Source organism: Roseovarius sp. B08 (assembly GCF_051417955.1).
Taxonomy (GTDB): Bacteria; Pseudomonadota; Alphaproteobacteria; order Rhodobacterales; family Rhodobacteraceae; genus Roseovarius.
Window position 1 is genome coordinate 2,163,164 of sequence record NZ_JBPRLW010000001.1, and the last position, 15,524, is coordinate 2,178,687.

Genomic DNA, 15,524 nt, shown 5'->3' on the forward strand with positions numbered 1-15,524 from the left:
GGGGCCGCCAGGGCCGGGGATGAAAATCGGTAATTCAGCTTCGGTGCGAAAGGCATTAACACTTCGAAGGAGAAGCCGACCGGCAGAAGCGCAAAGGACAGGGCATGACCGCCGACAAACCCGTAGAGAGCCTGAGGCAAACGGACGCGAGAGAGGAGCTGGCCCGCCTGGCCACGGTGCTGGCCGAGGCCAACGAGGCCTACCACCGGAACGATGCGCCCGAGATGACCGATGCCGAATACGATGCGCTCAAGGCCCGCAACGCCGCGATCGAAGCCCGATTCCCCCACCTCAAGCGGGACGACAGCCCGACAGAACAGGTCGGTGCGGCCCCGGCCGAAGGCTTTGCCAAGGTCACCCACGCGGTGCGGATGCTGAGCCTGTCGAATGTATTCGACGACGCCGAGGTCGAGGAGTTCGACGACCGGATCCGCCGCTATCTTGGCCTCAAGGCCGACGCCCGGCTCGACTATACCGCTGAACCCAAGATCGACGGTCTGAGCCTGAGCCTGCGCTACGAGGGGGGCAGGCTGGTCCAGGCCGCCACGCGAGGCGACGGCGCCGTGGGCGAGAACGTGACCGCCAATGCCCGCACCATCGACGACATTCCCGTGACGCTGACAAACGCGCCCGAGGTGCTGGAAGTGCGCGGCGAGGTCTACATGAGCCACGCCGATTTCGAGGCGCTCAACGCACGGCAGGCCGAGGCGGGCGCCAAGACCTTCGCCAACCCGCGCAACGCCGCCGCGGGTTCGCTCCGGCAGCTCGACAGCAGCATCACCAGGGCACGGCCCCTGCGTTTCTTCGCCTATGCCTGGGGCGAGGTCAGCGAGGCGCTGGCCGATACGCAAATGGCGGCCATCGAGCGGCTGGGCAAACTGGGATTCCAGACCAATCCGCTGACAGCACTCTGCGACGGTCCGGTGGAGATGCAGGCGCATTACGACAAGATCGAACAACAGCGCGCCAGCCTAGGCTATGACATCGACGGCGTGGTCTACAAGGTCAACGAGTTGGACCTGCAACGCCGGCTGGGCTTTCGCAGCACCACGCCTCGCTGGGCCACGGCGCACAAGTTTCCCGCGGAACTCGCCTGGACCACTCTGGAAAGGATCGAGATCCAGGTCGGCCGAACCGGAGCGCTTTCGCCGGTGGCGCGCCTGACCCCGGTCACCGTGGGCGGCGTGGTGGTCAGCAACGCCACCCTGCACAACGAGGATTACATCAAGGGTCTCGATAGCAAGGGGCATGAGATTCGCGGCGGCAAGGACATCCGCGAGGGCGACTGGGTTCAGGTCTACCGCGCCGGCGACGTGATCCCGAAAGTGGCCGATGTGGATCTGTCGAAGCGGCCGAAAGGGGCGAAACCCTACGAATTCCCGACCGAATGCCCCGAATGCGGGTCCGAGGCGATCCGCGAGGAGGGCGACGCCGTGCGCCGCTGCTCCGGCGGGCTCATCTGTCCCGCGCAGGCTGTTGAAAAGCTGAAACATTTCGTCTCCCGCGCGGCATTCGACATCGAGGGGCTGGGCGCGAAACAGGTCGAACAGTTCTATCGCGACGGCTGGGTGAAGGAGCCTGCCGACATCTTCACCCTGCACGATCGCTACGGCTCGGGCGTGAAGCAGTTGAAGAACCGCGAAGGCTGGGGCGAGAAGAGCGCAGAAAACCTGTTCGAGGCCATCGAGGACAAGCGGTCGATCCCCTTCGGCCGTGTGCTCTTTGCCCTCGGCATCCGCCACGTCGGCGAGCAGGCCAGCAACCTCATCGCGCGCAGCTATGGCAGGTGGGACGACTTCGCCAAGGCCATGGACGCCGCAAAAGACTGCGAAGGACCGGAGTGGGAAAACCTGCTGTCGATCGACGGGGTCGGAGCGGTCATGGCCCGCAGCCTTGTCACCGCCTTTGCGCAGGACCACGAGCGCGAGAGCATCGACCGGCTGACAGCGCATCTCGACATCGAGGAGGCCGCGGCCCCCTCCACCGATGGCAGCCCTGTGGCGGGAAAGACGGTCGTCTTTACCGGCACGCTGGAAAAGATGACCCGCGCCGAGGCCAAGGCCCGGGCCGAAGCCCTGGGCGCCAAGGTTTCTGGCTCGGTCTCGGCCAAGACCGACCTGCTGGTGGCCGGGCCCGGTGCAGGCAGCAAGGCGAAAAAGGCCGAGGAGCTGGGCATCGAGACCATCGACGAGGATGGCTGGCTGGAACTGATCGGCGACGCATGAGCACCCGGCCCGAGATCCTCTTTCCGCTTTTCGCGGAGCTGGAAACGCTGGAAGGCGTCGGACCGAAGACCGCCAAGACACTGGAGGCGCTGCAAATTACGCGGCCGCGGGACCTGCTTTTCACGTTGCCGCATTCCGGCATCGACCGGCGCAAGCGTGACACGGTGCAGGGCGCGGATTTGCCCGGCACGGTCACGGTCGAGGTCACGGTGGGCCGGCACGATCCGCCCCGGTCGCGCGGGCGGCCTTATCGCATACAGGTCGAGGATGCCCAGATCGGCTTTCAACTGGTGTTCTTCAACGGCCGCGACGATTACCTCAACCGCGTTTTGCCGACCGGCGCGCGCCGGGTGGTCTCGGGCAAGGTGGAACTCTTCGACGGGATGGCGCAGATGGTGCATCCCGATCACATCCTGCCCGTGGAAGAGGCGGGCGAGATCCCGGATTTCGAGCCGGTCTATCCACTGACCGCCGGGGTGACGCAAAAGACCATGGCCAAGGCGGTGCGATCGGCCCTGGCCCGCGCGCCGGAACTGGCCGAGTGGATCGACCCGTCGCAAAAGGCCCAAGGTGACTGGCCGGACTGGCACGCGGCGCTGGAGCAGGCCCATTCCCCCGCGAAAATGGGCGATCTGGCGGCGACCGATCCGGCCCGCACGCGGCTGGCCTATGACGAGTTCATGGCGCACCAGCTGACCCTCGCGCTGGCCCGCGCCAGGATGCGGCGCGGCAAGGGCCGGGTGAGCGAGGCCACGGGCATTTTGCAGGCAAAGGTCCGCGCTGCCTTGCCCTACACGCCCACCGATGCCCAGACCCGCGCCATTGCCGAGATCAGTGACGACATGGCCGCGCCCCTGCGCATGAACCGCCTGCTGCAGGGGGACGTGGGCGCGGGAAAGACGCTGGTGGCTCTCATGGCGCTCTTGGTGGCGGTCGAGGCGGGCGGGCAGGGGGTGATGATGGCCCCCACCGAGATCCTGGCGCGGCAGCACCTGGAAGGGCTGCGGCCGCTGGCGGAGTCCGCGGGCGTGGTGCTGGAATTGCTAACGGGGCGCGACAAGGGGGCCGAGCGGCGCGCCAAGCTGGAGGCGTTGCAGCGCGGTGATATCCATATCCTCGTGGGCACCCATGCGGTGTTTCAGAAGGACGTGGAGTTTCATGACCTGCGCCTGGCGGTGGTGGACGAACAGCACCGCTTCGGCGTGCGCCAGCGGTTGGAGCTGGGGCGCAAGGGTAGCGCCGTCGACGTATTGGTGATGACCGCCACGCCGATTCCGCGCAGCCTGGCGCTGGCGCAATACGGCGATATGGATGTCTCGATCCTCGACGAGAAACCGCCCGGCCGGAAACCGATCAAGACCGCGCTGACCAACATGGCCCGGATGCAGGAGGTCGTCGAGCACCTGCGCGGCGCCATTGCCGAGGGGCGGCAGGCCTACTGGGTCTGTCCGCTGGTCGAGGAATCGGAGGTGATGGACCTGACCAGCGCCGAGGAACGCTTCAAGCACCTGCGCGCGGCCTTGGGCGAGGGGCGCGTCGGGCTGGTCCACGGCCAGATGCCCCCCGCCGAGAAGGATGCGTCGATGGCCGCCTTCCAGCGCGGCGAAACCAGCGTGCTGGTCTCGACCACGGTGATCGAGGTGGGGGTGGACGTTCCTAACGCCTCGATCATGGTGATCGAACGGGCCGAGCATTTCGGGCTCGCGCAACTGCACCAGCTGCGCGGGCGTGTGGGGCGGGGCGAGGCGCAGTCGACCTGCCTGTTGATGTATCAGGCGCCGCTCTCGGAGGGCGGGCAGCGCCGGATGGACACGATGCGCGAGACCGAGGACGGCTTTCGCATCGCCGAGGTGGATCTTGAAATGCGCGGCGTCGGCGACCTTATCGGCACGGCGCAATCGGGCCTGCCGCGGTTTCGCATCGCCGACATGGAAGCGCAGGCGGGGTTGATGGCCACCGCCCAGACCGATGCGCGGAAACTGCTGGCCGACGACCCCGAATTGCAGTCGGAGCGCGGACAGGCCGCCCGCGTTCTGCTGTGGCTGATGGGCCAGAACGAGGCCATCCGCCTGTTGTCGGTCGGATGAGGCGCGCCGCGACGCTCAGATGAAATCGAAATGATCCGCCATGCCGAAATCCGGTGTCAGGTCGGGCTCGGGGACCACGTCCCGATCGGTGCTGCCTGATCCGCCCGTCTGATAGCTGCTGACCAGCACGTCCGTGACACCGAAAGCGGTTTCCTCGCCACCGTCGGATGCCTTGAAATCGAATTCGTCAGAGCCAAGGCGCTCGGGCGCAATCTGCACGTCCGGCAAGAGCAGAAAGCTCTCGGGTGGGTCGAACACGTCGCTGGCATCTTCTCGCTGCACAGGCGTGCCGACTGAAAGGATTTCGATCCACTTCTTGTGATCCTTGTCCGCCATTGTTCCACTTTCTTTCCTGATGAGATTGGTAATTGGAAGTCGCAGACGGGCGGTGACGGGTTCAAAGAAAGATTAACGGTTAATTCTGGCATCATTTCAGGGGTTGGCAGATTATTTCCCATAAAGTTCGCAAATGTTCTTACAAAGTTCTTTACAAACGATTTCCAAAATGAGAACAAAGAAGCAACAGAAGTCCACGGCACCAAGGAGCCACCCGATGCTGACCCAGATCAAGACCGCTGCCAAACGCTCTGCCGACACTCTGCTCGGTGATTTCATCGGTGGTGCGGCGCTGGTCGTCACGCTGGTGGGCGGGCTCTACCTGCCGGGACTGATGTAACCGTTTCTGCCTGCGTATATCCCTTGCGCGTCGCGCTTGCGTCTCCTGTCCCCTGACGCGGCCTGCTACTGTCCCCTTGTCCCGGGGTGTTGCCTCTTCCCCGGACACGACGCGCCAAAGCGGATCACGCATTCCTTCCGCCGCCGCTGTTCCAGCGTGCGGCGGTTTTTTTGCGCGCAGCGTCAAAGATTCTTCGTACGAAGAATCTTTGACGCGGCAGATTGCGGAGTTCGGCGGCGCGTGAGAGGCTGCGCCCCAGGAACCCACGCCATGCACGACCATACCCACGCCCACGGGCACAGCCACGTCCCCAGCAAGGAACGCACCATCGCCATCGCGGCCGCCCTGACAGGCGGCTTCATGCTGGCCGAACTGGTGGGCGGCATCCTGTCGGGCTCGCTGGCGCTCTTGGCCGATGCAGGCCACATGCTGACCGACTTCGCCTCGCTGATGCTGGCGTGGTTCGCCTTTCGCATCGCGCGCCGGCCGGCAGACTGGAAACGCACCTATGGCTACGACCGGTTCTCGGTGCTGGCGGCTTTCGTCAACGGCCTGACGCTCTTTGCCATCGCGATCTGGATCGTGATCGAAGCGGTGCGGCGGCTGGCGCAACCGGTCGAGGTGCTGGGCGGGCTGATGCTGGGGGTCGCGGTGGCAGGGCTGGTGGTGAATATCGCCAGCTTCTGGGTGTTGACCCGCGAGAACAGCGACAACCTCAACATCCGCGCCGCTGCATTGCACGTGGCGGGGGACCTCTTGGGCTCGGTTGCCGCGATAGTGGCGTCGCTGGTTATCCTCTGGACCGGCTGGATGCCGATCGACCCGATCCTGTCGGCTCTGGTGGCGGTGATCATCCTGCGTTCGGCATTGAAAGTGGTGCGCGAAAGCGGGCACATCCTGCTGGAAGGCGCGCCGCGCGGGTTCGACCGACGCGAGATGGCGGACAGGCTGACACGCGAGGTGGCGGGAGTCGCCGAGGTCAGCCACGTTCACGCCTGGCAGGTGACGCAGGAGCGACCGATGGTGACGCTGAACCTTGTCGTAACGGAGGGATACGACACCGAGGCGGTCAAATCACAGGTCAGGGAGGCCCTGCGTGACAGCTATGGCATGGATCACGCGACGATCGAAGTGGTGCGGTGAACAAGAGTCTTCGTACGAAGACCCTCTGCCTGACATCAGGCCGTGGCGCGAGCCTCTTCCATAGCCTCCGCCGTGGCCTCCAGCGTCAGCAGGATCGAGGCGTGGCGGTTCTTGTAGTCCTGCGCCGGGCGCAGCACTTCCAGCCCGTCGAAGGGCGCGGGCGGCGTCGGCCCGTCCGACTTCAGCATCACCTTCAACGCGTCGCGCGCCTCGACCACCTGGGCATAGGTGCAGCCGATGATGCCGCGGCCCACCACGCTCGCCGCTGCTTGCCCCAGTGCACAGGCCTTCACCTCGGCGGCATAGTCGGTGATACGGTCGCCATCGGTTACCAGATCCACCGTCACGGTCGAGCCGCAAAGCGGCGCGCGGCGTTTCACTGTCGCATCCGGCGCGTCCAGCCGGCCATGATGCGGGATGTCGGCGGCCAGTTCGAGGATCCGCGCGGAATAGAGCTTGATCAGGTCGGTCTCGCCGCTCATGGCTTTCCCTTTCGTCGTTGACCCCATAGATAAGGGCTGACACCGGCAAGGCAAAAGGTTTTCTGACATGGAGTTCGATGTTTCCAGCTTGCGCTTCAACGACCAGGGTCTGATCCCTGCCATCGCGCAGGATGCGGCGAGCGGCGAGGTGCTGATGATGGCGTGGATGAACGCCGAGTCCGTGGCCCGCACGCTGGAAACCGGGCGCGTCACCTATTGGAGCCGCTCGCGCCAGGCGTTCTGGATCAAGGGCGAAAGCTCGGGTCACGTGCAAAAGCTGGTGGAATTCCGGGTGGATTGCGACCGTGACTGCCTGCTGGTGTTGGTCGACCAGACCGGGCCGGCCTGCCATACCAACCGGCGCAGCTGCTTCTATACAGGTGTCCGAGAGGGACTCGAGGTCGAGCTTATGGCGCCGGTCGCGCCATGAGTATTTCCGGCAAGAAAAAGCCGGGAATTCCGTGCGTTACAGCCCGATCATGATGCGGATATCGTCCGGGGTCTTGCCCGCGTCGCGATAGGTGGCGATGCTGCGGGCGTCGTCGCGCTTGGCCAGGCGCTTGCCCTCCTCGTCACGGATCAGGCGGTGATGGTGATAGCGCGGTATCGCATGGCCCAGAAGGCTGAGCAGGATCACCTGGATCGGCACGAAACCGAAGAGATCCTCACCTCGCACAACGTCGGTGATCTCCTGCCGAATGTCATCGAGCGCGGAGGCGAGGAAATATGCGACGATATCCTCGCCCTTGCGCGACAGGACAACGTCGCCGATCTCGCGCAGGGCGTGGTCCGGGTCGATCCGGTGTGTGCCGGTATGCAACGGGCCGGTTTCCTCGAAGTCGGGATAGAGGCCGCCGAAATGCGCCAGCGCCCTGTCCAGATGCAGGCGCAGCGCGTCGCCGGGCCGGCGGCTCGACATGCTGCGATGCTTGCAGGTTCCGGGATAGACCTCGTGGGTGACGCCTTCCTGCGGGGCGGCGAGCGCGGCCTGGATCTGGCTGCGCGAGCAGGAGCAGGGATAGAGCAGGTCCATCGCGGCGAGCTGGTCCAGCGCGGGATCGTAGCTTCCGAGGTGCTCGGATTGGCGCAGCACGGGCCCGTCCCACCTCAGGCCCAGCCATGTCAGGTCGTCGAGGATCTGCGCGTCCCATTCCGGTTTGCTGCGTTGCAGGTCGGTGTCCTCCATTCGCAGCAGAAAGGCGCCGCCGCGCGCCCGCGCCATGTCATGCCCCAGCAATGCCGAATAGGCATGTCCCAGATGCAGGGGGCCCGTCGGAGACGGGGCGAACCTCGTTCGGAAAATCACGCTTTCTCAATGATATAGACGTTGGACTTCAAGTTCTGGCCGGGCAGGTGGGGCCCGTGCTCGCGAAACAGCAGCCGCGCCGCGCCGCAGTCGAGCCAGCCATTCAACGCGCCCTCGTATTGCGGGTCGGCCAGCGCGTGGTCGTTCAGGCTGAACCCCAGCAGACCGCCCTTGGGCAGCGCGCGCATCACCAGGTCGAGCGTCGAAGCCGGCGCCGCGCCGGTACCGATCACGCCGATGCAGGTAATGGCCCGATAGGCTCCCGCCGGGATCGGGGCAGGGTCCGACAGATCGATCCGTGTCAGGGTACGGTAGACGGCCTTGCGCCGGGCGCCGTCCAGCATCTCGTGGCTGGGGTCCATGCCATCGAGCGTGGTGAACCCCGCGAGCTTCAGTGCCAGCCCCGACAGGCCCGTGCCGCAGCCATAATCCAGAAGCGGCGCCTCGGGTTCCTTGGTAAAGCGGAACATCGCGTCGGCCACGCGGCCCGGCGTGGCATAACCGTTGGCTGCGATTTCGGCGTCATAGCTGGCCGCCCACGCGTCATAGAGCGCGCGGGTCTGATCCGGATCGGCCGTGTTATAGGCCTTGTCGAAAAAATTCTCAGCCATGTCCGAACAAGATCACACGGTTTCGGCGGCGTCCACTTCTGTTTCGCCCAGCCAGCCGGTCCAAGCCGCCTTGGCCCGGTCGGTGTAGGCCTTGTAGCGGTCACGCCGCCCCCGGCGCCCGCCCTTGAGCCCGTCGACGGGGCGGAAGAGGCCGAAATTGACGTTCATCGGCTGGAATGTCTTGGCCTCGGCCCCGCCGGTGATGTGGTGGATCAGCGCGCCCATGGCGGTGTCCTGCGGCGGTGCGGGCAGGGGGCGGCCCAGGATTTCACCCGCGGCCAGACGCCCGGCCAAGAGGCCCATGGCGGCGGATTCGACATAACCCTCGACGCCGGTGATCTGGCCGGCGAAGCGGATGTGTGGCCTGGCGCGCAGGCGCATTTGGTCGTCCAGCAGCGTGGGCGAATTCAGGAACGTGTTGCGGTGGATGCCGCCCAGGCGCGCGAAGCTGGCATTCTCCAAACCGGGAATCATTTTGAAAACATCTGTTTGCGCGCCGTACTTCATCTTGGTCTGGAAGCCGACGATGTTGTAGAGCGTGCCGAGCGCGTTGTCCCGGCGCAGCTGCACCACGGCCCAGGGCTTTACATCCGGCTGGTGCGGGTTGGTCAGGCCCACGGGTTTCATCGGGCCATGCCGCAGCGTCTCTCGGCCCCGTTCGGCCATCACCTCGATGGGCAGGCAGCCGTCAAAATAGGTCGCCGTCTCGCCCTCGTGAAACTCGGTCTTGTCGGCGGCCAGCAGGGCATCGATGAAGGTCTCGTACTGGTCGCGCGTCATCGGGCAGTTGAGATAGGCGGTACGCTCCTCCTCGGTTGCCCCCTTGTCATAGCGCGATTGCATCCACGCCTGGCTCATGTCGATCGTGTCGTAATAGACGATCGGCGCGATGGCATCGAAAAAGGCCAGCCGGTCGGTCCCCGTTTCGGCGGCAATGGCCGCCCCCAGACCTTGAGTGGTCAGCGGACCGGTGGCGAAGATCCAGCGGCCATCGTCGGGCAACGAGGTCACTTCACCTTCCTCAACCGTGACATTGGGATGCGCGCGCAGCCGGGCGGTCACCCCTTGCGAGAATGCCTCGCGGTCCACGGCCAGGGCACCGCCGGCGGGCAGGCGGTGGGTCTCGGCCATTTCCATGATAAGCCCGCCGGCCTGGCGCATTTCCCAGTGCAAGAGGCCCACGGCATTCTGCTCGTCATCGTCCGAGCGGAAGGAGTTGGAACAGACCATCTCGGCCAGGTCGCCGGTCTGGTGCGCGAAGGTGCCGACCTTGGGGCGCATCTCGTGGATGACCACGCGCACGCCCATGTTGGCGGCCTGCCACGCGGCCTCGGACCCGGCCATGCCGCCGCCGACGATATGAAGTGTCTCTGCCATGCGCCCGCATTTAAGGGGTCGCGGCCGGTTTGGAAAGGGTCAGTTGTCGTCCGGCAGTCCCGCAACGGGCAGGCCCGACGGCACGGTATCGGGCACGCCCAGCCGCCCCTCGCGCGAAACCGGGTCGGTCAGCGCGTCGAGAAACGCAATGAGATTGGTTATCTCCATATCCGTCAACGGGTTACCCGGCAAAGTTGCAGCGGCATAGATGTTCAGCACCTCGGCGTCGTCCTGCATCGCGGCCTCCAGCGTGGTCTCATCGGCGCCGATATCGGGCAAAAAGGCCGCCGTGAGGCCGGGATATTGGGCAAGCCCCGCGCCGGGGTCGCCGTGATGCCGGATCATCGCGCCGAGGTCGCGATAGGCGCCGTTATGGCCATAAGGCGCGGTCAGCGCCACGTTGCGCAGAGAAGGCGTACGGAACTTGTAGGCGTCCTCCGCCCGGCCGGTGATCGCCCCACGCCCGATATCGGAGTTGCCGTGCGCCCCATGCCCCTTGCCCGGCCCGATCTGGGGCAGGGCAATGGCATGGAAATCGTGATCGGTTTGAAACGTCCCGGAATGGCACGTGGCACAGCCCGCCTTGCCATAAAAGAGCGCCATGCCGCGCAGCTGGTCGTTGCTCAGCGCCTCGTCCCGGCCTGACAGGAAGGCGTCGAACGGGCTGTCGGTGGCGCGGAACTCGTAACTGACGAAATCGGCCAGCACGGCGGCGATATGAGTGATGTGCAGGGGTTCGTCGGGGCCGATCAGCCACTCGAACCGGCGACGATACGCGGGGATGTCCCAGACCCGCTCGGCGATCTTCTGCCAAGCGCCGTCATAGCCCGCGATCCGGCCCTGCGCCACGGCGTCGGCGATGATGTTCTCGCCCGGATGGCCGGCCATCTCGTCTGCCGAAACCATCGGAACAAGTGCCTGCGCGGCCAACAGGCCGACCGGGCGTTCCAGCATGAGTTCCTTCGGCAATGCAATGCCGTAGCGTTCGGTCTTGCTGCTGGTCACGCGGCCGTCATGGTTAAAGGCGGTAAACTCCGCCGCGCCCAGGTTGAATAGAGGCGGCGCGTTGCGGGGCAGGCGCCTGGGCGGATTCTCGGTGGCCCGTCTCCGCGCCGGGCCAAGCCCGCGACCGCCCTCGCCAAGCGACAGCGATACGCCGTCGCCACTGCCCATGTCGGGCTGATGACAGGTGCCGCAGGCGATGTTGCGATTGCCCGACAGGATCGGGTCGAAGAACAGATCACGGCCCAGCAGAACCGACGTGGCCCCCGGTGTGGGGAACTCCGCGCGATCCGCCGGGTCGGGCAGGTCCGAAGCCTCCGAAAACGTGGCCAGAGAGAAACTGGCCAGGAGGGACCAGATGCCGAAGACCGCCACCCGATATGTCATAGCGCCGTAATCATAGCGTCGTGCAAGCCCCACACGATGCCCCCGCAAACGGGTGTAGCGGATCGAATGTGGCGACAAAACGGCAAAAGCGGAAAAACTGTGGCGCAGCTTTGGAAACATTGCCAAGTACCGCAGGAAACGCGGCCAGGCTGATGTTTTCGACAGTTTATCGTGAGGCCGATGCGACGGAACTAAACTGAGCTGCTAAAAAAACCGGGGCGCGGGGCCCTTTGACTGTCGCATCAGCCTCGGGTCGATAATGGCTAAATTGAGGCTCGGAAAAACCGCTTATTTGGCAACAATGCGGGCGCAAAGCGTTAACAATCGGCGAACCGATTGAAGAAACACAACCTTTCCGGGCGCGTGGCGACCGAAAGGCCGGATATTCACGCCCCGAAGCCCGCCGTTTCTCGCCCGTCTAGTCCTGTTTCCACTCCGGCGGGCGCTTTTCGATGAAGGCGCTGATTCCCTCTTCGGTGTCGCGCCACATCATGTTTTCAACCATGACGTCGCCGGTAAACGCATACGCGTCGTCGACGCCCATCTCGAGCTGGCGGTAGAAAGCCTGCTTCCCGATCTTCACCGCCGCGCCCAGCTTGGCCGCGATGGTATGCGCCAACGCGTCGCCCGCGGCTTGCAGCCCGTCATGCGGCACCGCGCGGTTGATCAGGCCCAGTTCGATCGCGCGGTCGGTCTCGATGAATTCGCCCGTCGTCAGCATCTCGAAGGCCTGTTTGCGTGGGATGTTGCGGCTGAGTGCGACCATCGGCGTGGAACAGAAGAGCCCTATATTCACCCCGTTGACGCCGAACCGCGTGCCGGTGGCCGCCACCGCCAGGTCGCATGTCGCCACCAACTGACAGCCCGCGGCGGTGGCAATGCCGTGGGGCAGGGCGATCACCGGCTGGGGCAGGTCGCGGATCGTGCGCATCAGTCTGCTGCACCGCGAAAAAAGATCGGCGAAATAGGCCTTGCCGCCATCCTCGGCCTGGCGACCTTGGGTCATTTCCTTCAGGTCATGGCCCGCGCAGAATGCCTTGCCCTCCCCGGCCAGGGTGACCACGCGGATCGACGAATCCTCTCCGATGGCCTCGAAACTGGATTGCAGCGCCTCCAGCATCCCGTCGCTCAGCGCGTTCAGCTTTTCGGGCTGGTTCATCGTCAGACGGGCGATGGCGCCGTCGTCCTCGCGTTCCAGGATTGTCATCTTGATCCTCCTCCGGGCTTGTGCCTTTTTACGCCGGCACGCGCACGGAGGAAAGCATGCCGCTGAAACTGAATGCAACCGATCTCATGGCCTATATCGACGAGGTCTTCCCGCAGGTGAAGGGCGATTTCACCATCGACAGCCTGGAGGACATGGCGCTGCGCGTGCGCCTGAACGTCGACGACCGCCATCTGCGCCCCGGCGGCACGGTATCTGGCCCGTCGATATTCGCGCTGGCGGATGTGGCGGTCTACATGGCGGTCCTGTCGATGACCGGGCGCGAGGCGTTGGCGGTCACCACAAGCTGCTCCATCGACTTCATGCGCAAGCCGGCCGCCAATACCGACCTGATTGCCGAGTGCCGCCTGCTGAAGCTGGGGCGCGTGCTGGCCGTGGGCGACGTGCTGATTTTCTCGGACGGATTCGACCAGCCGGTGGCGCGGGCCAGCCTGACGTATTCGATCCCGCCCAAGACTTGAAAAAAGGGCCGGGAGTGACCCCGGCCCAGGTGGAAGAGATCCGTATCGGGGACGATTACGGCCTCCAGAAGGGTTTGCGCGCTTCGGTGTCGGCCTCGCGCGGGGTCAGGCCGATATCGCGCAGCATGTGATCGTCCAACCGCGCCAGGTGTTTCCGGCTTTCATATCGCTGCGACCACAGGACATAGGCCCAGGCCAGCTTTACCGCGATCAGCGACAGGGCGGGCAGGGTGGTGCGGGCGGACAGCCCCTCGAGTGCCGGGCGGTCGGTGTGGGTGAAACTGGTCATGGCGATGTCCTTCTTCCTAAATTGTATTGACACAATAACGTGTGATTGCCACAATAAAGTGATACATTGCCACAAACGCCGAATCCACGGAAATATTGTCATGGGTACAAATTGGACGCCGGACCTCGCCGAGAGGGGCAGGCCCCAAATACAAGGCCCTGATCCAGGCCATCCGCGCCGGGATCGGCAATCAGAGCCTCGTGCCGGGGGACAAGCTGCCGCCGGTGCGCGACCTCGCTTGGCGTCTCGGGATCACGCCGGGCACCGTGGCGCGGGCCTATTCGGGGCTGACCGATGACGGTACGCTGGTGGCCGAGGTCGGGCGGGGGACCTTCGTGGCCGAGCCCAAACCGATCCCGCCGGATTACTTCCCGATCGAGGCCGACACCGTCGAGCACAATTCGGGCGGCGACGGCTATGCCGTCAACATGATCTCGCCGCACCTTCCCAGCGTGGGGCAGGCCCGACTGATCCGGCAGCTTCTGGCGCAGATCGCCGAGGATCCGCCTTCGGGTGTCATGCATTATCCCAGCCGCCGCAACATGCAGCCCGCCCGCGCCGCCGCGGCACGGTTCCTGTCGCGCGTTCCCCTGGGGCGTTTCACCGAGGTTGACGTGGTACTGACCCATGGCGGTCAGAACGCGATCACCCTGATCATGCAGACCGTGCTTTGCGGCCGCCGCCCGACGATCCTGGTCGAGGAATTGTGCTATCCCGGCGTCCGCCGCGCCGCCGACCTGATGCGGGCCGAGGTGATCCCGGTGACGATGGACGCCCATGGCCTCAATCCCGGCGCGCTGGAGGCCGCGGCACACAAGCACCAGGCGCAGATGCTCTTCACCTCCGCCGAGGTGCACAACCCCACCTGCGTTTTCACCCCGGCCAAGCGCCGCGACGAGATCGTCGAGGTCGCCCGCCGCTGCGACCTGCAAATCCTCGAGGACGATTGCTACCGTATCGGCCCGTCCCAGGCCCCGGCCTACCGTATGCTGGCGCCCGAGCGCGGCTGGTACGTGGCGTCGCTGTCGAAATCCCTCACGCCCGCGCTGCGCGTCGGTTTCGCGCTGGCGCCCGAGGGGCAGTCGATGGCGCTGCGCCGGGCGGTCGAATCCTCGTTCTTCGGCCTCGCCACGCCGATCTCGGACCTGATCGCGGCGCTTCTGACGCATGATGGGCTCGACGGGCTGATGGATGCGGTGCGCGAACGGTCGGACGAGTACATTCAATGCGCATTGAACGTGCTGGGCCGCCATGACGTGAAATGGCGCCGCGACGTGCCGTTCTTGTGGCTGACCCTGCCGCCGGGCTGGCGCACCTCCGCCTTTTGCCAAGCGGCGGCAGAGCAGGGCGTGCAGGTCCGCTCGGCCGAGGATTTCGCCTGTCGCGACGCGGCCTCGCCCCACGCCGTGCGCATGGCGGTGAACGCGGGCGTGAGCCTGGCCAGTTTCGAGGCCGCGATGCAGCGCCTGCGCCGCCTGCTGGACAACCCGCCCGAAGGCATCGGCGTCTGATCCTAAAACAACTCTCCTCGCCCCCCGCCGAGGCCAAAGCCGATCAGACCACGATCTTCTGCGCCATGCCAGGCGCCGTCGACAGGGCCAGCAGCAGCAGGGTCGCCAGCGGCGGACCGGGGTCGTGAATCAAGAACTCCATATGGGGTAATATGATACCTAAATGACAGGCGATTGTTTTTGCATGGAAATATACCGCATTTTCCCGCTTGAACAGTTCCGCGAAGCCTATATAACCCCGCAATCCGAATAATGACCCTCTGACCCTTGGGGACAAGACCATGAAAACCTTTTCTGCAACACCGGCAGATATCGACAAGAAGTGGATCGTGATCGACGCCGACGGCATCGTTCTCGGGCGCCTTGCCTCGATCGTCGCCACGCGCCTGCGTGGCAAGCACAAGCCCAGCTTCACACCGAGCCAGGACATGGGTGACAACGTCATCGTCATCAATGCCGACAAGGTACAGCTGACCGGCAACAAGCGCGAAAAGCCGAACTACTGGCACACCGGCCACCCGGGCGGGATCAAGTCGCGCACCACGGCGGAAATCCTGGAAGGCGCGCACCCCGAGCGTGTCGTCATGCAGGCCGTCAAGCGCATGCTGCCGTCGAACCGCCTTGCACGCCGCCAGATGACCAATCTGCGCGTCTACGCCGGCACCGAGCATCCGCACGAGGCGCAAAGCCCCGAAGTGCTGGATGTGAAATCCATGAACAAGAAAAACACGCGGGTGTAAGA

General features: G+C 65.0%; 16 protein-coding genes. 8 read left to right on the top strand and 8 right to left on the bottom strand.

The genetic code is table 11. The features are described from left to right. Positions 1 to 104: 104 nt before the first annotated feature. The gene (gene ligA, locus ACSQ76_RS10930; RefSeq protein ID WP_437156598.1) at positions 105 to 2,225 is read left to right on the top strand and encodes an NAD-dependent DNA ligase LigA; all 2,121 of its coding nucleotides are present in this window, start codon (positions 105 to 107) and stop codon (positions 2,223 to 2,225) included. After that, a complete protein-coding gene (recG, locus tag ACSQ76_RS10935) occupies positions 2,222 to 4,312 on the top strand; it encodes an ATP-dependent DNA helicase RecG (RefSeq protein WP_437156599.1) in 2,091 nt (696 codons plus the stop codon). Before ligA ends, recG begins: the two co-directional genes overlap by 4 nt. Before the next feature lie 15 nt (positions 4,313 to 4,327). Here the strand turns inward: recG and ACSQ76_RS10940 are convergent, their stop codons facing one another. Beyond that, positions 4,328 to 4,648, bottom strand: a complete 321-nt coding sequence (locus ACSQ76_RS10940; RefSeq protein ID WP_437156600.1) for a hypothetical protein — start codon at positions 4,646 to 4,648, stop codon at positions 4,328 to 4,330. A gap of 169 nt (positions 4,649 to 4,817) precedes the next feature. On the opposite strand from ACSQ76_RS10940, the gene ACSQ76_RS10945 reads away from it, so the two are divergent. After that, on the top strand, positions 4,818 to 4,988 hold the full coding sequence (locus tag ACSQ76_RS10945) for a hypothetical protein (protein ID WP_437156601.1): 171 nt from the start codon (positions 4,818 to 4,820) through the stop codon (positions 4,986 to 4,988). Between the two features lie 270 nt (positions 4,989 to 5,258). Continuing rightward, a complete protein-coding gene (locus ACSQ76_RS10950) occupies positions 5,259 to 6,131 on the top strand; it encodes a cation diffusion facilitator family transporter (protein ID WP_437156602.1) in 873 nt (290 codons plus the stop codon). 35 nt (positions 6,132 to 6,166) lie between these two features. On the opposite strand, the gene ACSQ76_RS10955 is transcribed toward ACSQ76_RS10950, so the two are convergent. Then, complete coding sequence (locus ACSQ76_RS10955; RefSeq protein WP_437156603.1) at positions 6,167 to 6,613, bottom strand: iron-sulfur cluster assembly scaffold protein; 447 nt, start codon at positions 6,611 to 6,613, stop codon at positions 6,167 to 6,169. A gap of 67 nt (positions 6,614 to 6,680) precedes the next feature. Here ACSQ76_RS10955 and hisI point away from each other — a divergent pair, with 67 nt between their 5' ends. After that, positions 6,681 to 7,043, top strand: coding sequence for a phosphoribosyl-AMP cyclohydrolase (gene hisI, locus ACSQ76_RS10960; protein ID WP_306129347.1), 363 nt, complete (start codon positions 6,681 to 6,683; stop codon positions 7,041 to 7,043). 36 nt (positions 7,044 to 7,079) lie between these two features. Here hisI and gluQRS read toward each other — a convergent pair whose 3' ends face one another. The 5 genes from gluQRS to ACSQ76_RS10985 form a co-directional block, all read right to left on the bottom strand. Continuing rightward, a complete protein-coding gene (gene gluQRS, locus ACSQ76_RS10965; protein WP_437156604.1) occupies positions 7,080 to 7,919 on the bottom strand; it encodes a tRNA glutamyl-Q(34) synthetase GluQRS in 840 nt (279 codons plus the stop codon). Beyond that, the gene (locus tag ACSQ76_RS10970; RefSeq protein ID WP_437156605.1) at positions 7,916 to 8,530 is read right to left on the bottom strand and encodes a class I SAM-dependent DNA methyltransferase; all 615 of its coding nucleotides are present in this window, start codon (positions 8,528 to 8,530) and stop codon (positions 7,916 to 7,918) included. The genes gluQRS and ACSQ76_RS10970 overlap by 4 nt, the downstream gene beginning before the upstream one ends. A 12-nt stretch (positions 8,531 to 8,542) precedes the next feature. Beyond that, positions 8,543 to 9,907, bottom strand: coding sequence for a methylenetetrahydrofolate--tRNA-(uracil(54)-C(5))-methyltransferase (FADH(2)-oxidizing) TrmFO (trmFO, locus tag ACSQ76_RS10975; RefSeq protein WP_437156606.1), 1,365 nt, complete (start codon positions 9,905 to 9,907; stop codon positions 8,543 to 8,545). A gap of 39 nt (positions 9,908 to 9,946) precedes the next feature. Beyond that, entirely contained in the window at positions 9,947 to 11,296 is a 1,350-nt protein-coding gene (locus ACSQ76_RS10980) for a cytochrome-c peroxidase (protein ID WP_437156607.1), read from the bottom strand. 418 nt (positions 11,297 to 11,714) lie between these two features. Continuing rightward, positions 11,715 to 12,503: an enoyl-CoA hydratase gene (locus ACSQ76_RS10985; protein WP_437156608.1), complete on the bottom strand. Its 789-nt coding sequence runs from the start codon at positions 12,501 to 12,503 to the stop codon at positions 11,715 to 11,717. Between the two features lie 56 nt (positions 12,504 to 12,559). Here ACSQ76_RS10985 and ACSQ76_RS10990 point away from each other — a divergent pair, with 56 nt between their 5' ends. Beyond that, positions 12,560 to 12,982 carry a PaaI family thioesterase gene (locus ACSQ76_RS10990; RefSeq protein ID WP_437156609.1) on the top strand — a complete coding sequence of 141 codons (423 nt, stop codon included), beginning with the start codon at positions 12,560 to 12,562 and terminating at the stop codon, positions 12,980 to 12,982. Between the two features lie 55 nt (positions 12,983 to 13,037). Here ACSQ76_RS10990 and ACSQ76_RS10995 read toward each other — a convergent pair whose 3' ends face one another. Beyond that, positions 13,038 to 13,271, bottom strand: a complete 234-nt coding sequence (locus tag ACSQ76_RS10995; RefSeq protein ID WP_437156610.1) for a DUF1127 domain-containing protein — start codon at positions 13,269 to 13,271, stop codon at positions 13,038 to 13,040. A 95-nt stretch (positions 13,272 to 13,366) separates the two neighbouring features. Between ACSQ76_RS10995 and ACSQ76_RS11000 the strand changes: the two genes are divergently transcribed. Beyond that, positions 13,367 to 14,782 (top strand): PLP-dependent aminotransferase family protein, encoded by a 1,416-nt coding sequence (locus tag ACSQ76_RS11000; RefSeq protein ID WP_437156611.1) that lies wholly within the window; start codon positions 13,367 to 13,369, stop codon positions 14,780 to 14,782. A gap of 281 nt (positions 14,783 to 15,063) precedes the next feature. Beyond that, positions 15,064 to 15,522, top strand: a complete 459-nt coding sequence (gene rplM / locus ACSQ76_RS11005; RefSeq protein ID WP_306129356.1) for a 50S ribosomal protein L13 — start codon at positions 15,064 to 15,066, stop codon at positions 15,520 to 15,522. The last annotated feature ends 2 nt before the right edge of the window (positions 15,523 to 15,524 follow it).